At 71.0% G+C, this 19600-nt stretch carries 15 protein-coding genes; 8 read left to right on the top strand and 7 right to left on the bottom strand.

What is annotated here, in order from left to right; all coding sequences use genetic code 11:
• Positions 1–53 precede the first annotated feature (53 nt).
• From VGD70_RS32315 to VGD70_RS32285, 7 genes are all read right to left on the bottom strand, one after another.
• Positions 54–1853 carry a serine/threonine-protein kinase gene (locus tag VGD70_RS32315; protein ID WP_331088116.1) on the bottom strand — a complete coding sequence of 600 codons (1800 nt, stop codon included), beginning with the start codon at positions 1851–1853 and terminating at the stop codon, positions 54–56.
• 47 nt (positions 1854–1900) lie between these two features.
• Positions 1901–4036 carry an alpha-galactosidase gene (locus VGD70_RS32310; protein WP_331088114.1) on the bottom strand — a complete coding sequence of 712 codons (2136 nt, stop codon included), beginning with the start codon at positions 4034–4036 and terminating at the stop codon, positions 1901–1903.
• A 61-nt stretch (positions 4037–4097) separates the two neighbouring features.
• Entirely contained in the window at positions 4098–5012 is a 915-nt protein-coding gene (locus tag VGD70_RS32305; protein ID WP_331088112.1) for a carbohydrate ABC transporter permease, read from the bottom strand.
• A complete protein-coding gene (locus VGD70_RS32300) occupies positions 5009–5947 on the bottom strand; it encodes a sugar ABC transporter permease (RefSeq protein WP_331088110.1) in 939 nt (312 codons plus the stop codon). The genes VGD70_RS32305 and VGD70_RS32300 overlap by 4 nt, the downstream gene beginning before the upstream one ends.
• Positions 5940–7199 carry an ABC transporter substrate-binding protein gene (locus tag VGD70_RS32295; RefSeq protein ID WP_331088108.1) on the bottom strand — a complete coding sequence of 420 codons (1260 nt, stop codon included), beginning with the start codon at positions 7197–7199 and terminating at the stop codon, positions 5940–5942. The genes VGD70_RS32300 and VGD70_RS32295 overlap by 8 nt, the downstream gene beginning before the upstream one ends.
• Before the next feature lie 572 nt (positions 7200–7771).
• On the bottom strand, positions 7772–9718 hold the full coding sequence (locus VGD70_RS32290) for an NPCBM/NEW2 domain-containing protein (protein WP_331088106.1): 1947 nt from the start codon (positions 9716–9718) through the stop codon (positions 7772–7774).
• A gap of 34 nt (positions 9719–9752) precedes the next feature.
• Entirely contained in the window at positions 9753–10085 is a 333-nt protein-coding gene (locus VGD70_RS32285; protein WP_331088104.1) for a DeoR family transcriptional regulator, read from the bottom strand.
• A 156-nt stretch (positions 10086–10241) separates the two neighbouring features.
• Between VGD70_RS32285 and VGD70_RS32280 the strand changes: the two genes are divergently transcribed.
• The 8 genes from VGD70_RS32280 to VGD70_RS32245 all read left to right on the top strand — a co-directional run.
• Complete coding sequence (locus VGD70_RS32280) at positions 10242–11024, top strand: DeoR/GlpR family DNA-binding transcription regulator (protein ID WP_331088102.1); 783 nt, start codon at positions 10242–10244, stop codon at positions 11022–11024.
• Entirely contained in the window at positions 11021–12103 is a 1083-nt protein-coding gene (gene galT / locus VGD70_RS32275; RefSeq protein WP_331088100.1) for a galactose-1-phosphate uridylyltransferase, read from the top strand. The genes VGD70_RS32280 and galT overlap by 4 nt, the downstream gene beginning before the upstream one ends.
• Positions 12104–12359: 256 nt before the next feature.
• Positions 12360–12857, top strand: coding sequence for an NAD(P)H-dependent oxidoreductase subunit E (locus VGD70_RS32270; RefSeq protein WP_331088098.1), 498 nt, complete (start codon positions 12360–12362; stop codon positions 12855–12857).
• Between the two features lie 73 nt (positions 12858–12930).
• A complete protein-coding gene (locus VGD70_RS32265; RefSeq protein WP_331088096.1) occupies positions 12931–14496 on the top strand; it encodes a formate dehydrogenase beta subunit in 1566 nt (521 codons plus the stop codon).
• Positions 14493–17312 (top strand): formate dehydrogenase subunit alpha, encoded by a 2820-nt coding sequence (gene fdhF / locus VGD70_RS32260; RefSeq protein WP_331088094.1) that lies wholly within the window; start codon positions 14493–14495, stop codon positions 17310–17312. Before VGD70_RS32265 ends, fdhF begins: the two co-directional genes overlap by 4 nt.
• Position 17313: 1 nt before the next feature.
• Positions 17314–17529 carry a formate dehydrogenase subunit delta gene (locus VGD70_RS32255; RefSeq protein ID WP_331088092.1) on the top strand — a complete coding sequence of 72 codons (216 nt, stop codon included), beginning with the start codon at positions 17314–17316 and terminating at the stop codon, positions 17527–17529.
• A gap of 145 nt (positions 17530–17674) precedes the next feature.
• Positions 17675–19372, top strand: a complete 1698-nt coding sequence (locus tag VGD70_RS32250) for a formate--tetrahydrofolate ligase (RefSeq protein ID WP_331088090.1) — start codon at positions 17675–17677, stop codon at positions 19370–19372.
• 7 nt (positions 19373–19379) lie between these two features.
• The coding region (locus tag VGD70_RS32245; RefSeq protein WP_331088089.1) for a cyclodeaminase/cyclohydrolase family protein at positions 19380–19600 on the top strand (221 nt) is incomplete at its 3' end.

The following is a 19600-nucleotide window of genomic DNA, read 5'->3' as shown; positions in this document are numbered from 1 at the left end:
ACGGTAGGTCGGGTGTCCGGGACCCCTCCCGGACCGCGATCAGGCCGGCGGGATCAGGCCGGCGGCAGGTGCGCGGCCACCGCGCCGGCGAGGTCGGTGACCGTCGCGCACAGGGTCGCCATCGGGTCGGGGCCGTCGACGACGACCGTGGCCAGCTCGTCCAGCTCGTCGCCGTTGTCCCCGATCACGGGCCGGTGCACGACGTCCACCTCGCACGACGTGTCACCGTAGCCCGCGGGCTCGCGGAAGGCGTGGTGGCCGGCGAGCGTCAGCGGCTCGCCGTCGTCGGCGGTGAGGCGCTGGTTGCGGTTGAAGATCACCCGCGCCCGCATGGTGGCGGTGCGGGCGGTCCACTCGCAGGACCAGTCGCCGTACCCGGCGTTCTTCTCGACGCTGCCTGCGGTGAGGCCGGGGACGCGGGCCAGCGTGGCGGCGTCGAGCAGGTCGCAGGCCCTGGTGTTGGCGAGCGAGGCGGGCTCGAACGGCGTCGCGCGGCGCGTCAGCTCGGCCGGGGGCAGCAGCGCGAACGCGCGGTCGGCGGCGGCCTTGGCCATCGGGCACAGGTCGGCGGGCGCGGCGTCGCCGTGCGGGCGGGCGTTGACGTCGACGCGGTTGAGGTCGGCGAGGGTGATCGTCACGTCGCAGGCGCCCTCGTCGTCGCCCTGGGGCGCGGCCACCTCGACGGTCGCGCCGGCCGGCGCGGTCGCGGTGGGGTCCGCCTTGCCGACGAGCTCGACGACGATGCCCACCTCGGTGTCCGCGCCGGGGTTGACCAGCACGTCGCAGCGGTTGAAGTTGCCGTAGGCCCGGTCCACCTCGCCGGGGCCGAACCGGCGGGTGGCGTCGGGGTCGACGAGCGCGCACGGGTCGGCGGTCCGCGGGTCGCCGAGGACGGTGCGCGGCGGCTCGCTGCCGGCCGACGTGCGCCACGGCGACCACACGAAGACCCCGAGCAGCACCGCGACGACCACCGCCGCCGCGCCCGCGATCATCGGCCAGCGACGGCGGGTCGGCGGGCGGCTGGTGCGCTCCCACACCGGCACCGGCTCGCCCGCGACGACCTTGCCCAGCATGTCCGCGGCCTCGGCGGCGGTCGGCCGGGCGTCGCGGTCGGTCTGCAGGAGGGCGTCGAGGACCGGGGTCAGCGCACCCGCGCGGCCGGCCGGCTCGCGGCGGCCGGCGCGGATGCGGGCGAGGACGAGGTCCGGGTCGCCGAACCCGAACGGCGGCGCCCCCTCGACGGCGGCGAAGAGGCTGGCGCCGAGGGAGAACAGGTCCGACGGCGCCTTGGCCCCGCTGCCGTTGGCGACCTCGGGCGAGAGGTAGACGGCGGTGCCGCTGATCTTGCCGCTGCTGGTCATCGTCTGGGCGCGGTGGGCGGAGATGCCGTAGTCGGTGACCTTGGCGGTGCCCTCGGCGTCGACGAGGATGTTGTTGGGCGTGACGTCGCGGTGGACGACGTCGGCGTCGTGGATGGCCGCGAGCGCGCTCGCCACCTGCTCGCCGATGCGCGCGACCTCGCCGGGCTCGAGCGGCCCGCGCTCACGCATGATGACGGCGAGGTTCTTGGCGGGGAAGAACTCCATGACGAGCCACGCCTCGGCCCCGTCGCCGACGACCTCGTGCACCCGGATCGCGTTGGGATGCTCCACCCGCGCGGCGACCGCGGCCTCCCGCTCGAGCTCCGCGCGGACCGCCGGGCCGTCCGCGGAGTGCGGCCGCTTGAGCGCGACCTGCCGGTGCGCGACGTCGCCGGCGTGCTCGTCGTCGGCGAGCCACACCAGCCCGGAGCCCCCGGAGCCGATGAGCTCTACCAGCCGGTAACGGTTAGCGATCAGCTGACCACTGCGCACCAGAGGATCTTAGGGCCTCTCGGTTAACCCATCCGGATGCCTCCGGGCTACGCGGGTGTGACCTCCACCAGCCAGGCCTGCTCCGGCGCCAGGACCGGTGGCCGCAGACCCACCTCGGCCAGCAGGCGGCCCGTCAGCACCCGGGGCGTCCACGACGGACCGCGGCCCAGTCGCATCGGCTCGCCGGCCGGGGTCACGACGTCGACGCGGTAGCGGCGGGACGGGGACAGGCCCGGCAGGCGCATGGGGGCCGGTACGGCGCGGGCCGACGTCGTCAGCTGGACGTAGGCGAACACGCCCGCCGACTGGTCCGGCGCCACCACGCCGTGCACGTACGCGGCCGGGTCCGGGTGGTCGGCCCGCACCACCGCGCCGGTGTGCAGCAGGTCGCGGACCCGCCGGTAGAACGCGATCCCCGCGGCCAGGCCGGCCAGCTCCGCCGGCGAGGCCGACGCGATGTCCCACTCGATGCCGAAGTGGCCGAACAGCGCGGTCGCGAACCGGAACGACAGGTGCTGGGTCCGGCCGCTCGAGTGGACGGTCGGCGGCCCCACGTGCGACCCGATCAGCTCCGACGGCAGCAGCAACCCCGTCCAGCGCTGGATCGTCTGGCGCTCCAGGGCGTCGTTCGAGTCACTGGCCCACACGCGGTCGGTGCGCGCGAGGATCTCCAGGTCCACCCGGGCGCCGCCGGACGAGCAGCTCTCGATCTCCACGCCGGGGTGGCGGGCCCGCAAGGCGTCCAGCAACCGGTACACCGCAAGCGTCTGGCCGTGCACGCCGGACCGCCCGTCGTGGCCGGCGGCGACCAGGTCCCGGTTGTGGTCCCACTTGACGAAGGCGATGTCGTTGTCCCGCAACAGCTCGTCGAGCCGCTCGAGGAGGTAGGCGTAGGCGTCGGGGACGTTCAGGTCCAGCACCTGCTGGTGGCGCGCCCGCGGCGGCAGCACCCCGTTACCCGGCCCCAGCACCCAGTCCGGGTGCGCCCGGTACAGGTCCGAGTCCTCGTTGACCATCTCCGGCTCGACCCAAATGCCGAACCGCATGCCGAGCCCGGTGACGTGCGAGATCAGCGGCGTGAGCCCGGCCGGCCACACCGCGGGGTCGACGTACCAGTCCCCGAGGCCGGCGGTGTCGTCGCGGCGGTGCCGGAACCAGCCGTCGTCCAGGACGAACCGCTCGACGCCGATCCGCGCGGCCACGTCGGCGAGCGAGCGCAGCCGGTCCAGGTCGTGGTCGAAGTAGACGGCCTCCCAGGTGTTCAGCACCACCGGCCGCGGCAGCGGCGGGTGCGCCGGCCGGGACCGCAGCCACTGGTGGAACGCCGCGCTCAGCCCGTCGATCCCGCGGGAGCTGTAGACCGCGTAGAGCCACGGCGACGCGTACTCCTCGCCGGGCGCGAGGATCACCTCGCCCGGCGCCAGCAGCTCGCCGCCACCCAGTGTCGCGGGGCCCTCGATCATCCGCTCCGCGTAGGTGACGTGGTTGCCGCTCCACGCGACGTGCAGGCCCCAGACCTCGCCGCCGCGGAAGCCGAACCCGGCCGTGCCGGCGAGCAGCGCGAGCGTCGCGTCGTGCCCGGTGCGGCCGCGCCGGCTCTCCCGGGACCAGGTGCCGAGGTCGAACGGGCGGCGCTGGGGATGGCGCTCCCGCGCCCAGTGCCCGGTGAGGTCCAGCAGCTCGGTGGCCTGCGCGGGCACCGGCAGCGCCGCCTCCAGACCGTCCACTGTGTACGGCTCGGTCCCGTCGTTGGCCACCCGGGAGCGCAGCCGCAGCACGCCGGACGGGGTGAGCTCGACGGTGAGTTCGAGGCGCAGCAACGCCTCCGGGTCCTCGGCGACGATCTCGGCCGTCGACCCGGTGACCCGCAGGCCGCGGACGCGGAACGAGGGCACCCACGCGGTTCCGGCACGGTGGCCGCGCAGCCCGGGCCGGCCCTGGTACCCGCGGGCGGCCTCGGGCAGCAGCGCCACCGGCACCGGGGTGTCCGGCGTGCTGTTCGCGGTCGGCGGCACCGCCGTGTCGGCCAGGACGAGAAGGTCCTCTTCGGACACCTCACCCAGCGGCGCGCCCCAGTGCACGACGGTCGGCAGGCCGCCGCCGCGGACGTCGAGGACGAGGCTCACGGCGTCCGTGGACAGATGGACCGTGTTGGCTGGCTCGCTCCGCTCGGTCGCTGACACGCCGTCTTCCCTCCCGCGCTGCTGGTCGGCCCGGACGGCGTACGCTCCCGCCCGCTCACGATCATCCCTTGGTGGCTCCCAGGGTCAGGCCGGCACGCAGGTGCCGCTGCAGCAGGAAGAAGATCACCAGCGTGGGGATCGCGACGATCACCGAGCCGGCCGAGAGCAGGTTGTAGTCGGTGAAGAACTGCCCGCGCAGGTTCTGCAGCGAGCTGGTCACCGGCAGCTTGCTCCCGGTGCGCATGAACGCGACGGCCCAGAAGAAGTCGTTGTACACCCAGGTGATCTGCAGCGTCGCGAGCGCGGCGAGGGCCGGCCGGCACAGCGGCAGCACGATCTGCCAGTACTGGCGCAGCACGCCGGCGCCGTCGACGAGCGCGGCCTCGGTCAGCTCGCGCGGGATCGACTTCATGTAGTTGCTCAGCACGAACGTGCAGAACCCCGTCTGGAACGCGACGTTGACCGCGATCACCGCGTAGTAGGTGTCGTACAGCGAGCCCGAGTCGCTGACCGAGTACGGCACGTGGATGTTGAGGAACAGCCGGAACAGCGGCACCAGCAACGCCTGCTGCGGCAGCAGGTTGGCCGCGGTGAACAACGCCAACAGGGTGAGGTTGAACGGGAAGCTGAACCGCGCCAGCACGAAGGCCACCGACGACGCGAGCAGCAGCGTGAGCAGCACCGACGGGATCACGATCACCGCGGTGTTGAAGAAGGTCTGGCCGAAGTTGCCGCGCGCCCACGCCTCGACGTAGTTCTGCAGGGTGAAGCCGCCGAAGGAGAAGTAACCGTTGACCGAGGTGTAGTCGTAGTCGCGCAGCGAGTTGTAGACCGCCCACAGGATCGGGAAGATCCAGCCGACCGCCAGCACGGTCAGGAACACCCGCAGCACGACCCGCGCGGGCCGCACCCGCTGCTTGGCCCGGGGCGGCACCCGCCGCGGGGTGACCTGCTCGGTGTCGATGGTCGCGGTCATCGGCGCTGCTCCCGCATCACCTGGATCAGGTAGACGATGATGAACACGGTCGAGATGGCGATCATGATCGTGGCGAGCGCGGAGCCGAAGCCGACCCGGCTGGCCTCGCCGATCACGTTCTGCGTCACCAGGGTGGAGATCAGCTCGAGGCCGTTGCGGCCCTTGTTGATCACCCAGGCGATGTCGAACGCGCGCAGCGACTCGATCACCGTGATCACCACGATGACGATGTTGACCGGCCGCATCACCGGCCACACGACCTGCAGGAACGTGCGCACCTCGCCGGCCCCGTCGACGGCGGCCGCCTCCCGCAGCGCCGGGTCGACGGCCTTCAGCCCGGCCAGGTACAGCAGCATGATGTAGCCGGTGTGCCGCCAGCCGGCCGCCACCAGCACCGCCCACAGGTTGATGTCCGGGTCGCCGAACCAGTCGGTCTGCGTGCCGAGCACGGTGTTGAGCAGGCCCTGGTCGCGGGAGTAGATCAGCTGCCAGATGAAGCCGACCAGCGCGAGGGAGAGCACGACCGGCATGAAGAAGATGCTCTGGTAGATCTGGCTGCCCTTCAGCTCCCGGTCCAGCATCACCGCCAGCAGCATGCCGAGCAGCGTCGGGCCGAGGAAGAACACCACCAGCCAGATCAGGTTGTGCTCCATGGCCGGCGCGAACGGCGGGTAGTTCGAGGTGGCGTTCTCGTAGTTCTGCCAGCCGACGAGGTTGATGTCGCCGAGGCTGCCGATGCCGTTCCAGTCGGTGAACGACAGCGCCACGGTGGCGATCGCCGGGCCCCAGACGAGGCCCGCGACGACGAGCGTCGGGATCGCCACCATGAGCACGACCGTCAGCCGGTCCACTCCGGACAGCGTGCGCAGCCGGCGCGCGCGGCGGGGACGACGCGGTGGCGCCGTCCCCGTCCCGCGCACCGCCACGTCAGCCACCGAAGATCGAGGCCTTCTGATCCTCGATGCTCTTGGTCAGGCCGTCGATGTCGTTGGGGTTGCGGATGAACTCCTGCAGCGACGGGATCATGACGGTCGAGGCGAAGTCCGGCCGGGTGTCGCGGTCGAGGAACTGCGAGAGCGACTTGGCCTTGCTCACCAGCTCCTGCGACTTCTTCTGCAGGGCGTTGTACCCGCTGGTGTCGGCGTCGTTGTGCGCGCCGATGTTGTTCGGGTCCGCCTTGAGGTAGAGGTCGCCCGCCTTCGCGGTCCCGAGGTAGCCCAGCAGCTTCTTCGCGCCGCTCTCGTCCCGCGGGTGCGCGGCCATCATGAACCCGTCGATGGGTGCCTCGACGGCGTCGGTGCCGATGGCCGGGTCGACCTCGGGGAACGGGAAGAAGTCGAGGTCGTCGCGGTCGCCCTCGGGGAACTGCTGGCCCATGAACAGGCCGAGCGTGAACATCCCGCTCTCCTTGCGCAGCAACGACTGCGCGGCCTCCTGCCAGGTGCGGCCCAGCGAGTCCGGCTGGTGCAGCGGCAGGAGCCCGCGCCAGGTGTCGAACACCGACTTGACCTGCGGCGAGTTCCACGCCTTCTGGCCCGCCATCAGCTGGGCGTGGAAGTCGTAGCCGTTGATCCGCAGGTTCAGGTAGTCGAACGTGCCCATGGCCGGCCAGCCGTCGGAGTCCCCGAAGGCGACCGGGATGAGGCCGTCCTTCTTCATCTGGTTGGCCAGGGCGGTGAACTGGTCCAGCGTGGTCGGCGGCTGGTAGCCCTTCTCCTGCCACAGGCTCTTCCGGTAGAAGACCGCCCACGGGTAGTAGTACAGCGGCACGAAGTACTGCTTGCCGTCCTTGCCGGTGGCCTGCTGCTTCATCGCGTCGGAGAAGCCGCTGCCGATGTCGGTCCAGACGTCGCTGATGTCGCCGACGAGGCCCTGCTCGGCGAAGAACTGCATGCGGTTGCCGGCGAACCAGCCGAACACGTCGTCCGGGCCGCCCTGCAGGTAGTTGTTGATGTTCTCCTGGAAGGAGTTGTGGTCGACGGTGTTGATGGACACCTTGCCGCTGTAGCCGGCCACCATGTCCGCGATGCCCTTCTTGGGCACCTCGTCGGACCAGTTCGAGCCGAACGTCACTCCCCCGCCGCCCCCGCCGGAGTCGCTGCCGCAGGCAGCCAGCGTGGGGGCCAGGCCGGCCAGCGCGCCGGCGCCGAGCATTCCCTTCAACAAGGTCCGTCGCGAGAGGGCCATGGCGGGCACACCGCCGGCACCGAACGAACGAGGGCTCATCATTGTCGCGCCTCCTCAAGGACCGGCACAAACTCAACAGTTGTAAACGCGACCTCTCAGAAACGAAACCTTGGCTCACGACGGGCGCGCCCGTCAAGGGGTCGGACCTCATCCTGTATCCAGATCGTGACACGTGCCCGACACTCTGGCGTTACCTTGCGCCGCCAGTGGTTACAGTGGGTAAAGGTCAGATGTATGACGATGCCCTGGCGCGGGTGTGCGGAGTTGCCGGTTTCTGTCGGGCGGGTGTGCCCGGTCCGGGTACTCGTGACCGGTTCAGTACGCTTTGGGTTGAGGGGCCTGGGTTTGGTTCTTGGTTCTTGGTGATCACCGCTCACCTTGGACCTTGCCGGTGCGATGAACGACGCCTCACCGCGGCGTCGTTCATCGCATTTCGGCCTTCCGCGCGCCGCCGAACGCGCACACCACCCAGCCCAGCCTCATCGGGGAGAGGTCACTCGTCCCCGCCTGCGTCTGGCGCAAGCCTCTTCTCCCGCCGCTCGCTTCGCGATCTGGTCTTTAGCTCTGCTCGCTCAGGCGCAGGTCAGCCTCGCGTCCACCCATTCGCTGTGGTCGTAGTTGTTGTTGTCCGGGCCTACGCCTGCCACCAGGACCAGCTCCGTCACTCCGGTCACGTCCACGTCGATCGGCACCGCCTGCTGGCCGCCGGTCACCACGCCGGTCTCGGTCAGGGTCCGGCCGTCGCCCAGGACCGTGAAGGTCACCGTGCCCCTGTTTCCCGTCTCGTCGTCGATGCCCGCGCCCGCCGCGAAGCGGGTGCAGTGTTGGCCCAGGTAGTAGGTCATCTCGGAGGCCGCGTGCGGGGCGATCCCCTTGGCGTACGGCACTCCGGCGATCGTCAGGGGGTGGCCGTCCACGCTCTTGTCCACCCCCAGCTGGCCCCAGCCGACCTGCGTGCTCACCGGGCTCAGGTCGGACAGCCACGGGGTGCCGGTCGGGGTCGTCGCGATCGTCACCGCGCCGTAGCCGGTGAGGCTGCCGGTTCTGTGGCGGACGTCGGCGGTCAAGGCGTGCGTGCCGTTCGGGGCGTCGGCGGGGGCTGTCACCGTGAAGGCGACGTCAGCGCTTCGGCCGGGTGGGATCGCGCGTACCGACGTTCCGCCAACGGGAGTCGCCCGCCAACCGGTGGGCACGGTCAGGGTGACCCGGACGTCGCGGACCGCTCGGGGGCCGTCGTCGGCCACGGTCACGGTCGTGGGGAACGACTCTCCCGGCTCCACGTAGCCGGTCGTAGTCACGTTCGTGGACACCGCCGGCTCTCCGCGTTTTCCGGGGGCGACCACGTACATCTTCGCGCCGTGGGCGGGGACCGACGCCCGCACGTCGCCGGTCGTCACGGTGGTGGTGTTCGCCCACAGATCATGCAGCTCGTATGCCGACGCGCTCGGGAGGCCCAGGCCGGCGGCGGTCGTCGAGACCTGGGCGCCTGTCGCACCGCGGTTGAACAGGACCACGGCGGCACCATGGCTCGACGTCGGCTTCGTCCATACCTCCTGGTCGCCCTCGTCGGCGATCTTGTGGCCCTGGATGCCGGCCCAGTCCTGGTCGACCGCGAGCACCTCCGGGTCGGTCAGCAGCGCGCGGGTGGTGTCGTCCATCGTGCGGAGGTCGTTGCCCGCGATCAGCGGGGCGTTCAGCAGGCTCCACAGGCTCAGGTGCGCCCGATACTCCTCGGTGGTCATGCCGCCGTTGCCCACCTCGAGCATGTCCGGGTCGTTCCACGCGTTCGGGCCGGAGTACGCCTCGAGGCCGACCTGCTGGTCCAGAATGGACACCACGCTCCCCCAGTTGTCGGAGATGTCACCGGTGGTGCGCCAGTAGTGCCCGCCGACGTCCGCCGCCCACTGCCACGGCTGGTTCGAGCCCCACTCGCAGATCGAGTAGACGATGTCGCGGCCGGTGGCGGCCAGGGCATCGGCCATCGCGGTGTAGCGGGGGATCGCCGGGCGGCCCTGGTTGTTGCAGTTGTCGTACTTCAACAGGTCCACGCCCCACTCGGCGAAACTCTCCGCGTCGGTCGTCTCGTGGTCGAGGCTCGCGGGCAGGCCCTGGCAGGTCGCCGTGCCGGCCGAGGAGTAGATGCCGAGCTTGAGGCCCTTCGCGTGGACGTAGTCGGCGACCGCCTTGATGCCGCTGGGAAAGCGCACGGGATCGGCCTGGAGGCGGCCGGCCGCGTCGCGTCGCGGGGCCATCCAGCAGTCGTCGATGTTGACGTACTCGTACCCGGCCGCGGCCATGCCGGCGGAGACCATCGCGTCCGCGGTCTCGCGGATGAGCTCCTCGCCGATGTCGCAGCCGAACTTGTTCCAGCTGTTCCACCCCATCGGCGGGGTGGGCGCGAGCGGCGGTTTGTCCGGCGCCGGTGCGGGTGCGGGTGCGCCGCTCGCGGGGATGGTGCCGATCAGAAGCGACACCACGCCGAGTACGGCGAGCAGGGCGCATCGCGCTGTCCGGTTCATCGTGAACACACTCCTTCGTGCGATCCGATTTCCTTTACCTGGCAACCTCGACCTGGCTGCCGGCGGCGCGGAGCCCTCGCCGGGCGACCAGCGCGCGGGCCACCGCGGCGGTGGTGGTGCCGACGTCGGGCATCTCCTCGAATGGGCGCGGGCCGAGCGGGTATTCGATCGGCACCGCGCCGCCCCGGACCCGTCGGACCTTTGCCTGCCGTCCGAGGGCGGCGAGGTCGCCGCGGACGGTGACCCCGCCGTCCTCGAACTGGGCGGCGAGGTCCTCGACGTGGACGTGGCCGCGCTCGTGCGTGATGGTGGTTATCCGGCTGCGGCGCGGCGCAAGCGGCAACCGTGCGTCAGCGTCGACCACCATAGGGTCAACTTTCGATCGGCACCGGCCGCCTGTCAACAATGAAAGAACAGCAAGCTTTCGAGGGATCGAACACGATACGTCATCGGATGTTCGATTGAGTTGGTTTATGGTTGAATGGCGATCGATTCGGGTGCGCTCCACGGATTGGGAGAGGCGATGCTGGCAGCGGAGAGGCAGGCCCGGATCGTCGAGGAGATCCACAAACGGGGCGCCGTGCGAGTCATCGAGTTCGCCCAGATGCTGGGGGTCTCCGACATGACGATCCGGCGCGACCTGGATGCACTCGCGCAGCAGGGTTTGCTGGACAAGGTGCACGGCGGGGCCACCCGCCGCTCGGCCAGCACCGAGGAGCCCGGGTTCGAGGCGAAGTCGTTACGCCAGCAGCCGGAGAAGGAGGCCATCGCCGTGGCCGCCGCCGAGCTGGTCTCCCCCGGCACCGCGGTCGGCCTGTCCGCCGGCACCACCACCTGGGCGCTCGCGCACGTGCTGCGCGCGGTCGACGGCCTCACGATCGTCACCAACTCCATGCGCATCGCCGACGTCCTGCACGCCCGGCCGTCCACCGACCAGAACGTGGTCGTGGTCGGCGGCGTCCGCACCCCGTCCGACGCGCTCGTCGGTCCCATCGCCGTGTCGGCGCTCGGCCAGCTGCACCTGGACATCGTGTTCCTCGGCGTGCACGGGATGGCCGAGACCGCCGGCTTCACCACGCCGAACCTGCTGGAGGCCGACACCGACCGGGCACTGGTGGCGGCCGGCCGGCGGCTGGTCGTGCTGGCCGACAGCACCAAGTGGGGCACGGTCGGCCTGTCCACCATCGCGCGACTCGGTGACGCCGACGTGGTGATCACCGACGACGGCTTGCCCGAGGAGGCCATCGAGGTGCTGTCCGAGCATGTCGAGGACGTGCGGATCGTCTCGGTGGAGGGCGCCCGGTGAAACGGACCGCCGCCCAGCTGGCCGATGGCCGGGAGATCATCTACTTCGACCACGACGACGCCCCCGCGCGCGAGCTGCACGACCCGCGCCGGCTCGACCCGGTGTCGACGGCGTCGCAGATGCGCCACGACCCGGTGCTGGACGAGTGGGTCATGCTGGCCTCCCACCGCCAGAACAGGACGTACCGGCCGGCCACGAACGACTGTCCACTGTGTCCTTCCAGAGGGGGCCGGCAGACCGAGATCCCGTCGCCGGACTACGACGTCGCGGTCTTCGAGAACCGCTTCCCGAGCCTGTCGATGCATGCCTCGGGCGGCGCGACGCCCGACCTGCCCCCGCTGGTCGACTCCGCCCCGGCGGTCGGCCGCTGCGAGGTGGTCTGCTTCACGAGCGACCACGACGCCGCGTTCGCCACCCTGAAGCCGGAACACGCGCGCCTGGTCGTCGACGCATGGGCCGACCGGACCGCGGCGCTGGCCGCGCTGCCGGGCGTGGCCCAGGTGTTCTGCTTCGAGAACCGGGGCGCCGCGATCGGCGTGACGCTGGAGCATCCGCACGGGCAGATCTACGCTTACCCGTTCGTGACCCCGAGGACCCGCCAGATGCTGGGTAACGCCGTCGCACACGCGTCCCGGACGGGCCGCAACCTGTTCGCGGACGTGCTGGCGGGCGAGCGCGCGACGGGTGCCCGGGTGGTGGCGTCGTCGTCGCTGTGGACGGCGTTCGTCCCGGCGGCCGCCCGCTGGCCGGTGGAGGTGCACCTGTACCCGCACCGGCAGGTCCCGGACATCCCGTCGCTGACCGAGGACGAGCGCGACGACTTCGTCCACCTGTACCTGAACGTGCTGGGCAGGCTGGACGCGCTGTACGACCAGCCGCTGCCGTACGTGGCGGCGTGGCACCAGGCGCCGAGCGGCCCGGGGAGGGAGCAGGCCTACCTGCACCTGCAGGTGACGAGCATCCAGCGGTCGGCGGACAAGCTGAAGTACCTGGCCGGCTCCGAAGCGGCGATGGGCGCGTTCGTGACGGACGTGCTGCCGGAGGACGTGGCAAAGCGACTGAGGGACGCGACAAGCTGACGCGAGCAGCCGGGCACGCCGGGCGCGGAGTTCGCGTCGTGGGTGGGCGCCAGCCGCCGAGCCCGCGGTGGGAGTTATCCGGAGCCGCGGCGAAGCCGATCTTCGCCGCCGTCCCGACCAGCGAACATAACAACCCCATAAAGGTCTAGACCAACTGCATACAAAACCGCAGGTGGTCTCGGTCATAAACAAGACCTCTCAAAACATAAGCACCAGTGCTTTGACCAGCGGCGCCGGGAATGTGCACAGTCACCCCATGACACCCGGCGCAATGGCGGGCGGGTCGCCTCTCGAGCAGCGGGTGCGTTCGGCGGTAGCCACGCACCGCGGCGACCGGGGCGCGCTCCTGCCGATCCTGCACGACATCCAGGCCGAGTTCGGCTACGTCGACGCGGCCGTGGTGCCGATTCTCGCCGAGGAGCTGAACCTCTCGCGTGCCGACGTGTTCGGGGTGATCAGCTTCTACGACGACTTCCGGGACAGTCCCGCCGCCGGCACCGTGGTCCGCGTCTGCCGGGCCGAGGCGTGCCAGGCCGGCGGCGCCGAGGCGGTCTTCGAGCACGCCAAGCAGTGCCACGCCACCGTGACGCTGGAGCAGGTCTTCTGCTTCGGCAACTGCGCGCTGGGCCCGGCCGTCGAGGTCAACGGCAGGCTCTCCGGCCGGGTCGACGCGAAGCGGCTCGACACGTTGATCGCGAACGCCAACCCCAACGACAGGAACGCCAGCCCCAACGACAGGGCGGTGAAGGCATGACCGCCGACGCACTCTTCGCCGCGGAGGCGGAAATCATCACCGCCGACGCACTCCTCGCCGCGGAGGCGGAAGAATGACCGTCACCGTGTACGTGCCGCGGGACTCGGCCGCGCGCAGCGTCGGCGCCGACGAGGTGGCCGCCAAGATCGCCGCCACCGGCCGGGCGAAGGTCGTGCGCAACGGGTCGCGCGGGATGCTCTGGCTCGAGCCGCTCGTCGAGGTCGAGACCGAGCGCGGGCGGGTCGCCTACGGGCCGGTTCAGCCCGAGGACGTCGACGACCTGCTCGCCGCCGGCCTGCTCGACGGCGCCGAGACCGGCCACAGCCTCGGGCTCACCGAGGAGCTGGAATGGCTCAAGGACCAGCACCGCGTGACCTTCCAGCGGGTCGGCGTCATCGACCCGCTCTCGGCCGCCGACTACGAGCGGCACGGCGGCATGCGAGGCCTGCGCCGAGCGCTGGCGAAAAGCCCCGCGCAGGTCGTCGACGAGGTCACCGAGTCCGGGCTGCGCGGCCGCGGCGGCGCGGGGTTCCCCGCCGGCATCAAGTGGAAGACCGTGCTCGGCGCGCAGGACGACCTGAAGTTCATCTGCTGCAACGCAGACGAGGGCGACAGCGGCACGTTCGCCGACCGGATGCTGATGGAGGGCGACCCGTTCACCCTCATCGAGGGCATGACGATCGCCGCGCGTGCGGTCGGCGCGATCGAGGGCTACGTCTACATCCGCTCCGAGTACCCGGACGCGATCGCGACCCTGCGCTCGGCCATCGAGATCGCCTACGCGCACAACTGGCTCGGCGACTCGATCCTGGGCTCGGACCTCACGTTCGACCTCTTCGTCCGGGTCGGCGCCGGCGCCTACATCTGCGGCGAGGAGACCTCGATGCTGGAAAGCCTCGAGGGCAAGCGGGGCATGGTCCGCGCCAAGCCGCCGATCCCCGCGCTCGAGGGCCTGTTCGGCCGGCCGACCGTGGTCAACAACGTGCTCACGCTCGGCGCGGTGCCGATGGTCCTCGCCGACGGCGCGGCCGCCTACGCCGGCCTCGGCGTGGGCCGAAGCCTTGGCACGCAGGTGTTCCAGCTCGGCGGCAACATCGCCCGCGGCGGCATCGTCGAGGCACCGTTCGGCATCACGCTGGGCGAGCTCGTCAACGTCTACGGCGGCGGCACCCGCACCGGCCGGCCCATCCGCGCGGTCCAGGTCGGCGGCCCGCTCGGCGCCTACGTGCCGGTGGACCAGTTCGACCTCAAGATGGACTACGAGGAGTTCGCCGCGGCCGGCGCGATGGTCGGGCACGGCGGCATCGTGGTCTTCGACGACACCGTCGACATGGCCCGGATGGCCCGCTTCGCCATGGAGTTCTGCGCCGAGGAGTCGTGCGGCAAGTGCACGCCGTGCCGGGTCGGCGCGGTCCGCGGCAAGGAGACCCTCGACAAGATCATCGCCGGCGTCGACCCCGAGCAGAACCTCGAGCTGCTCGAGGACCTGTGCGAGCTGATGACCGACGGCTCACTGTGCGCGATGGGCGGGCTCACCCCGATGCCCGTCCGCAGCGCCGTCAAGCACTTCGGCGAGGACTTCCACCGAAGTACCCCGCTGCCCATGCCCACGTTCGGACCAGCCGGGAGTTCGTCATGAGTCTTCTCAAGGAGCCCGACCTGGGTACACCGGCCCGCAAGGGTGCGGCCGTGGTCGACGTCGAGGTCGACGGCCTGTCCGTCACGGTCCCCGAGGGCACCTCGGTGCTGCGCGCGGCCGCGCTGGCCGGCGTGGACATCCCGAAGCTGTGCGCCACCGACTCGCTCGAGGCGTTCGGCTCGTGTCGCCTGTGTCTGGTCGAAGTGGACGGTGTGAAGGGCACGCCCGCGTCGTGCACCACGCCGGTCCGGCCCGGCATGACCGTGCGGACCCAGTCGCCCAAGCTCGAGAAGCTGCGTCGCGGGGTCATGGAGCTCTACATCTCCGACCACCCGCTGGACTGCCTGACGTGCTCGGCCAACGGCGACTGCGAGCTGCAGGACATGTCCGGCGTGGTCGGCCTGCGCAACGTCCGCTACGGCGTCGGCGAGGGCGAGAACCACCTCGACGCGCCGAAGGACACGTCCAACCCGTACTTCGACTTCGACGCCAGCAAGTGCATCGTCTGCTCGCGCTGCGTGCGGGCCTGCGACGAGGTGCAGGGCACCTTCGCGCTCACGATCGCCGGCCGCGGCTTCGACTCGAAGGTCTCCCCCGGCGCCGACGAGCTGTTCATGGACTCCGAGTGCGTGTCCTGCGGGGCCTGCGTGCAGGCCTGTCCTACCGCGACACTCGAGGAGAAGTCGGTCGTCGACCTCGGCATGCCGACCCGGTCGGTGCTCACCACGTGCGCCTACTGCGGCGTCGGTTGCTCGTTCAAGGCCGAGCTGAAGGGCGACGAGCTGGTCCGGATGGTGCCGTACAAGGACGGCGGCGCCAACGAGGGCCACAGCTGCGTGAAGGGCCGGTTCGCGTTCGGCTACGCCTCGCACCCGGACCGGCAGCTGAGCCCGATGGTGCGCGAGAAGATCACCGACCCGTGGCGCGAGGTCTCCTGGGAGGAGGCCATCACCACGGTCGCCACGACGATGCGCGACATCCAGGCGCGGCACGGGGTCGCGTCCATCGGCGGCATCACCTCTTCCCGCTGCACCAACGAAGAGGTCTACGTGGTGCAGAAGATGATCCGCGCCGCGTTCGGCAACAACAACGTCGACACCTGCGCGCGGGTCTGCCACTCCCCCACCGGCTACGGCCTCAAGCAGACCTTCGGCACCTCGGCCGGCACCCAGGACTTCAAGTCCGTGGCCGAGTCCGACGTGATCGTCGTGATCGGCGCCAACCCCACCGACGGGCACCCGGTGTTCGCGTCGCGGATGAAGCGGCGGCTGCGCGAGGGCGCGAAGCTGATCGTCATCGACCCGCGGCGCATCGACCTGGTCCGCTCGCCGCACATCGAGGCGCAGTACCACCTGCCGCTCGCGCCGGGCACCAACGTGGCGATGATCAACGCCTTCGCGCACGTGATCGTGACCGAGGGCCTGGTCGCCGAGGACTTCGTCGCCGAGCGCTGCGAGGACTACGCGGAGTGGGCGTCGTTCATCGCCCAGCCGGAGAACTCGCCGGAGGCGCTGGAGGAGATCACCGGCGTGCCGGCCGCCGACGTGCGGGCCGCGGCCCGGCTCTACGCGGCCGGCCCGAACTCGGCGATCTACTACGGCCTCGGCGTCACCGAGCACAGCCAGGGCTCCACGATGGTCATGGGCATGGCCAACCTCGCGATGGCCACCGGCAACATCGGCCGCGACGGCGTGGGCGTGAACCCGTTGCGCGGCCAGAACAACGTGCAGGGCAGCTGCGACATGGGCTCGTTCCCGCACGAGCTGCCCGGCTACCGGCACGTGTCCGACGAGAGCGTGCGCGACATCTACCAGGAGCTGTGGGGCACGCCGATCCTGCCCGAGCCGGGCCTGCGCATCCCCAACATGTTCGACGCGGCGATCGACGGCACCTTCCGGGCGCTGTACGTGCAGGGCGAGGACATCGCGCAGTCCGACCCGAACACCCAGCACGTGCACAAGGCGCTGGAGTCGCTGGAGCTCGTGGTCGTGCAGGACCTGTTCATCAACGAGACGGCCAAGTTCGCGCACGTGTTCCTGCCGGGCACCTCGTTCCTGGAGAAGGACGGCACGTTCACCAACGCCGAGCGGCGGATCAACCGGGTGCGCCCGGTGATGAAGCCCAAGACCGGCAAGCACGAGTGGGAGATCGTCGCCGAGATCGCGCAGGCGATGGGTTACCCGATGCGGTACGACTCGACGAGCCAGATCATGGACGAGATCGCGCTGACCACGCCGACGTTCTCGGGTGTCTCGTTCGAGCTGCTGGACAAGGTCGGCAGCGTGCAGTGGCCGTGCAACCCCGCGGCTCCCGAGGGCACGCCGATCATGCACAAGGACGCGTTCGTGCGCGGCAAGGGCCGGTTCATGCCGACGAACTACGTGCCGACGAAGGAGCGCAGCACGCGCAAGTTCCCGCTGATCCTCACGACCGGGCGGATCCTGTCGCAGTACAACGTGGGCGCGCAGACCCGGCGCACGGCGAACGTGGCCTGGCACCCGGAGGACATCCTGGAGATCCACCCGCACGACGCGGAGGTGCGCGGCATCGACGACGGCGACACCGTGTCGCTCGCGTCGCGGGTCGGCCAGACGTCGCTGCGGGCCCGGATCTCCGACCGGATGCCGGTCGGCGTGGTCTACACGACGTTCCACCACCCGGTGACCGGCGCGAACGTGGTGACCACCGAGCACTCCGACTGGGCGACGAACTGCCCGGAGTACAAGGTGACCGCGGTGCAGGTCGGGCTCGCGCCCGGGGTCACGCCGACGCGGCACCGCGCCGAGCAGGCACCCGTTCCGGTGGCGGGTAGCTGACATGTCGCTGCCACCACACGCCCGGCTCGCCAACGAGATCGCGATCCAGTTCACGCACGTCCCGGCGGCGCGGGCCACGGCCGAGATCGCCACCCACCTGCACACGTTCTGGGAGCCGCGCATGGTGCGTGACCTGCTGGCCTACGTCGACGCCGGGGCGCACGACCTCGATCCGCTCGCGGTCGCGGCGGCCGAGCAGCTGCGCCAGCCGGCCTGACGGCAGGTCGTTCCAGAGGCTGTGTTCTTCGTTGCTTCATGCGCAACTAACCGCGCTGCGTGCAACGGGGAGGAGTACCGTCATGGCTCGTCCGCCCCTGGAACACGGCTGCGGCGACCCCGCGCCGACCCTTGAAGGAGTCCCCATGGCCTTCCCCTCCGACCTGGAGATCGCCCGCGGCGCCAAGCTCAAGCCCATCGAGGACATCGCGGCCGACATGGGCCTGCCGCCCGCGCTGCTCGAACCCTACGGGCGCGACGTCATGAAGGTCGGGCTGGGCGCGATCGACGAGCTCGCCGACGCGCCGAAGGCCAAGTACGTGCTGGTCAGCGCCATCACGCCCACGCCGCTGGGCGAGGGCAAGACCACCACGACGGTCGGGCTCGGGCAGGGCTTCAAGCACCTCGGCAAGCAGGCGACGGTGGCCATCCGGCAGCCGTCGATGGGCCCGACGCTGGGCATCAAGGGCGGCGCGGCCGGCGGCGGGTACAGCCAGGTCGTGCCGATGGAGCTGCTGAACCTGCACCTCACCGGCGACATGCACGCGGTCACCGCGGCGCACAACCTGCTGGCCGCGATGGTCGACAACCACCTGCACCAGGGCAACGCGCTCGGCCTCGACCTCCAGGAGATCACCTGGCGGCGGGCGCTGGACATGAACGACCGGTCGCTGCGCAACATCGTCGTCGGGCTCGGCGCCAAGGCGGACGGCGTCACCCGGCAGACCGGGTTCGACATCACCGCGGCGTCCGAGGTCATGGCCGCGCTCGCGCTCACGACGGGACTCCAGGACCTGCGGGCCCGGCTGGGCCGGATCGTGGTCGGCTACACGCCGGCCGGCGAGCCGGTGACCGCCGAGGAACTCGAGGTCGCGGGCGCGATGACCGTGCTGCTGCGCGAGGCGATCAAGCCGAACCTGATGCAGACGCTCGAGAACACGCCCGTTCTGGTCCACTGTGGACCGTTCGGCAACATCGCGACGGGCAACTCGTCGGTGGTGGCGGACCTGATCGGCATCCGGTGCGGGGACTACCTGATCACCGAGGCGGGCTTCGGCGCGGACATGGGCGCGGAGCGGTTCTTCAACATCAAGTGCCGGGTCTCCGGCCAGGCCCCGGACGCGGCCGTGCTCGTGGCGACCGTGCGGGCGCTGAAGGCGCACTCGGGGAAGTTCCGGATCGTGGCGGGCAAGCCGCTGCCCGAGGAGCTGCTGGCCGAGAACCCCGACGACGTCCACGCCGGCGCGGCGAACCTGCGCAAGCAGATCGAGAACATCCGGATGCACGGCGTCTCGCCGGTGGTCTGCGTCAACGCGTTCCCGACCGACCACCCGTCCGAGCACGCGGCGATCCGCGAGGTGGCCGAGTCGATGGGCGCGCGGGTGGCGGTGAGCACCCACTTCGCCGACGGCGGCGCGGGTGCCACCGAGCTCGCCGAGGCGGTGGCCGAGGCCGCGGAGGAGCCGTCGGAGTTCCAGTTCCTGTACCCGACGTCGGCGCCGCTGCGGGAGAAGATCGAGACCATCGCGACCCGGGTGTACGGCGCGGCCGGCGTGTCCTACGCCCCCGCCGCCCGCAAGCAGCTCGACACCTACGAGCGCAACGGCTTCGGCGAGCTGCCGATCTGCATGGCGAAGACGCACCTGTCGATCTCGTCGGACCCGAAGCTGCTCGGCGCGCCGACCGGCTGGACGCTGCCCGTGCGCGAGGTCCGCGCGTCGGTCGGGGCGGGCTTCGTGTACCCGATCTGCGGCGACATGCGGACGATGCCGGGCCTGGGCTCCTCCCCCGCGGCGACCCGCATCGACCTGACCCCGGACGGCGAGATCGTCGGGCTATCCTGACCGGCTTGTGAGTTCCCTGCTGCACCTCTCGGTCGGTGGCCTGCTCGAGCGGGTCGCCGCCCGCACCCCGGCGCCGGGCGGCGGCGTGGTGGCCGCGGTGACGGCCGCGTCCGCCGCCGCCCTCGTCGCGATGGCGGCCCGGTTCAGCGACCAGCCGGCCACGCGGGCCGAGGAGCTCCGGGCCGAGCTGGAGCCCCTCGCCGACGCCGACGCGGCCGCCTACACCGC

It is taken from the genome of Actinophytocola sp., assembly GCF_036402745.1.
Classification (GTDB): domain Bacteria; phylum Actinomycetota; class Actinomycetes; order Mycobacteriales; family Pseudonocardiaceae; genus Actinophytocola.
This window is presented reverse-complemented; position numbering and strand designations above follow the sequence as displayed.

Excerpts from the sequence above, each read along its gene's own strand:
- VGD70_RS32305 (WP_331088112.1), bottom strand. The coding sequence starts at position 5,012 with ATGACCGCGACCATCGACACCGAGCAGGTCACCCCGCGGCGGGTGCCG.
- VGD70_RS32295 (WP_331088108.1), bottom strand. The coding sequence starts at position 7,199 with ATGGCCCTCTCGCGACGGACCTTGTTGAAGGGAATGCTCGGCGCCGGC.
- VGD70_RS32290 (WP_331088106.1), bottom strand. The coding sequence starts at position 9,718 with ATGAACCGGACAGCGCGATGCGCCCTGCTCGCCGTACTCGGCGTGGTG.
- VGD70_RS32285 (WP_331088104.1), bottom strand. The coding sequence starts at position 10,085 with ATGGTGGTCGACGCTGACGCACGGTTGCCGCTTGCGCCGCGCCGCAGC.
- VGD70_RS32280 (WP_331088102.1), top strand. The coding sequence starts at position 10,242 with ATGCTGGCAGCGGAGAGGCAGGCCCGGATCGTCGAGGAGATCCACAAA.
- VGD70_RS32270 (WP_331088098.1), top strand. The coding sequence starts at position 12,360 with ATGACACCCGGCGCAATGGCGGGCGGGTCGCCTCTCGAGCAGCGGGTG.
- VGD70_RS32265 (WP_331088096.1), top strand. The coding sequence starts at position 12,931 with ATGACCGTCACCGTGTACGTGCCGCGGGACTCGGCCGCGCGCAGCGTC.
- fdhF (WP_331088094.1), top strand. The coding sequence starts at position 14,493 with ATGAGTCTTCTCAAGGAGCCCGACCTGGGTACACCGGCCCGCAAGGGT.
- VGD70_RS32255 (WP_331088092.1), top strand. The coding sequence starts at position 17,314 with ATGTCGCTGCCACCACACGCCCGGCTCGCCAACGAGATCGCGATCCAG.
- VGD70_RS32250 (WP_331088090.1), top strand. The coding sequence starts at position 17,675 with ATGGCCTTCCCCTCCGACCTGGAGATCGCCCGCGGCGCCAAGCTCAAG.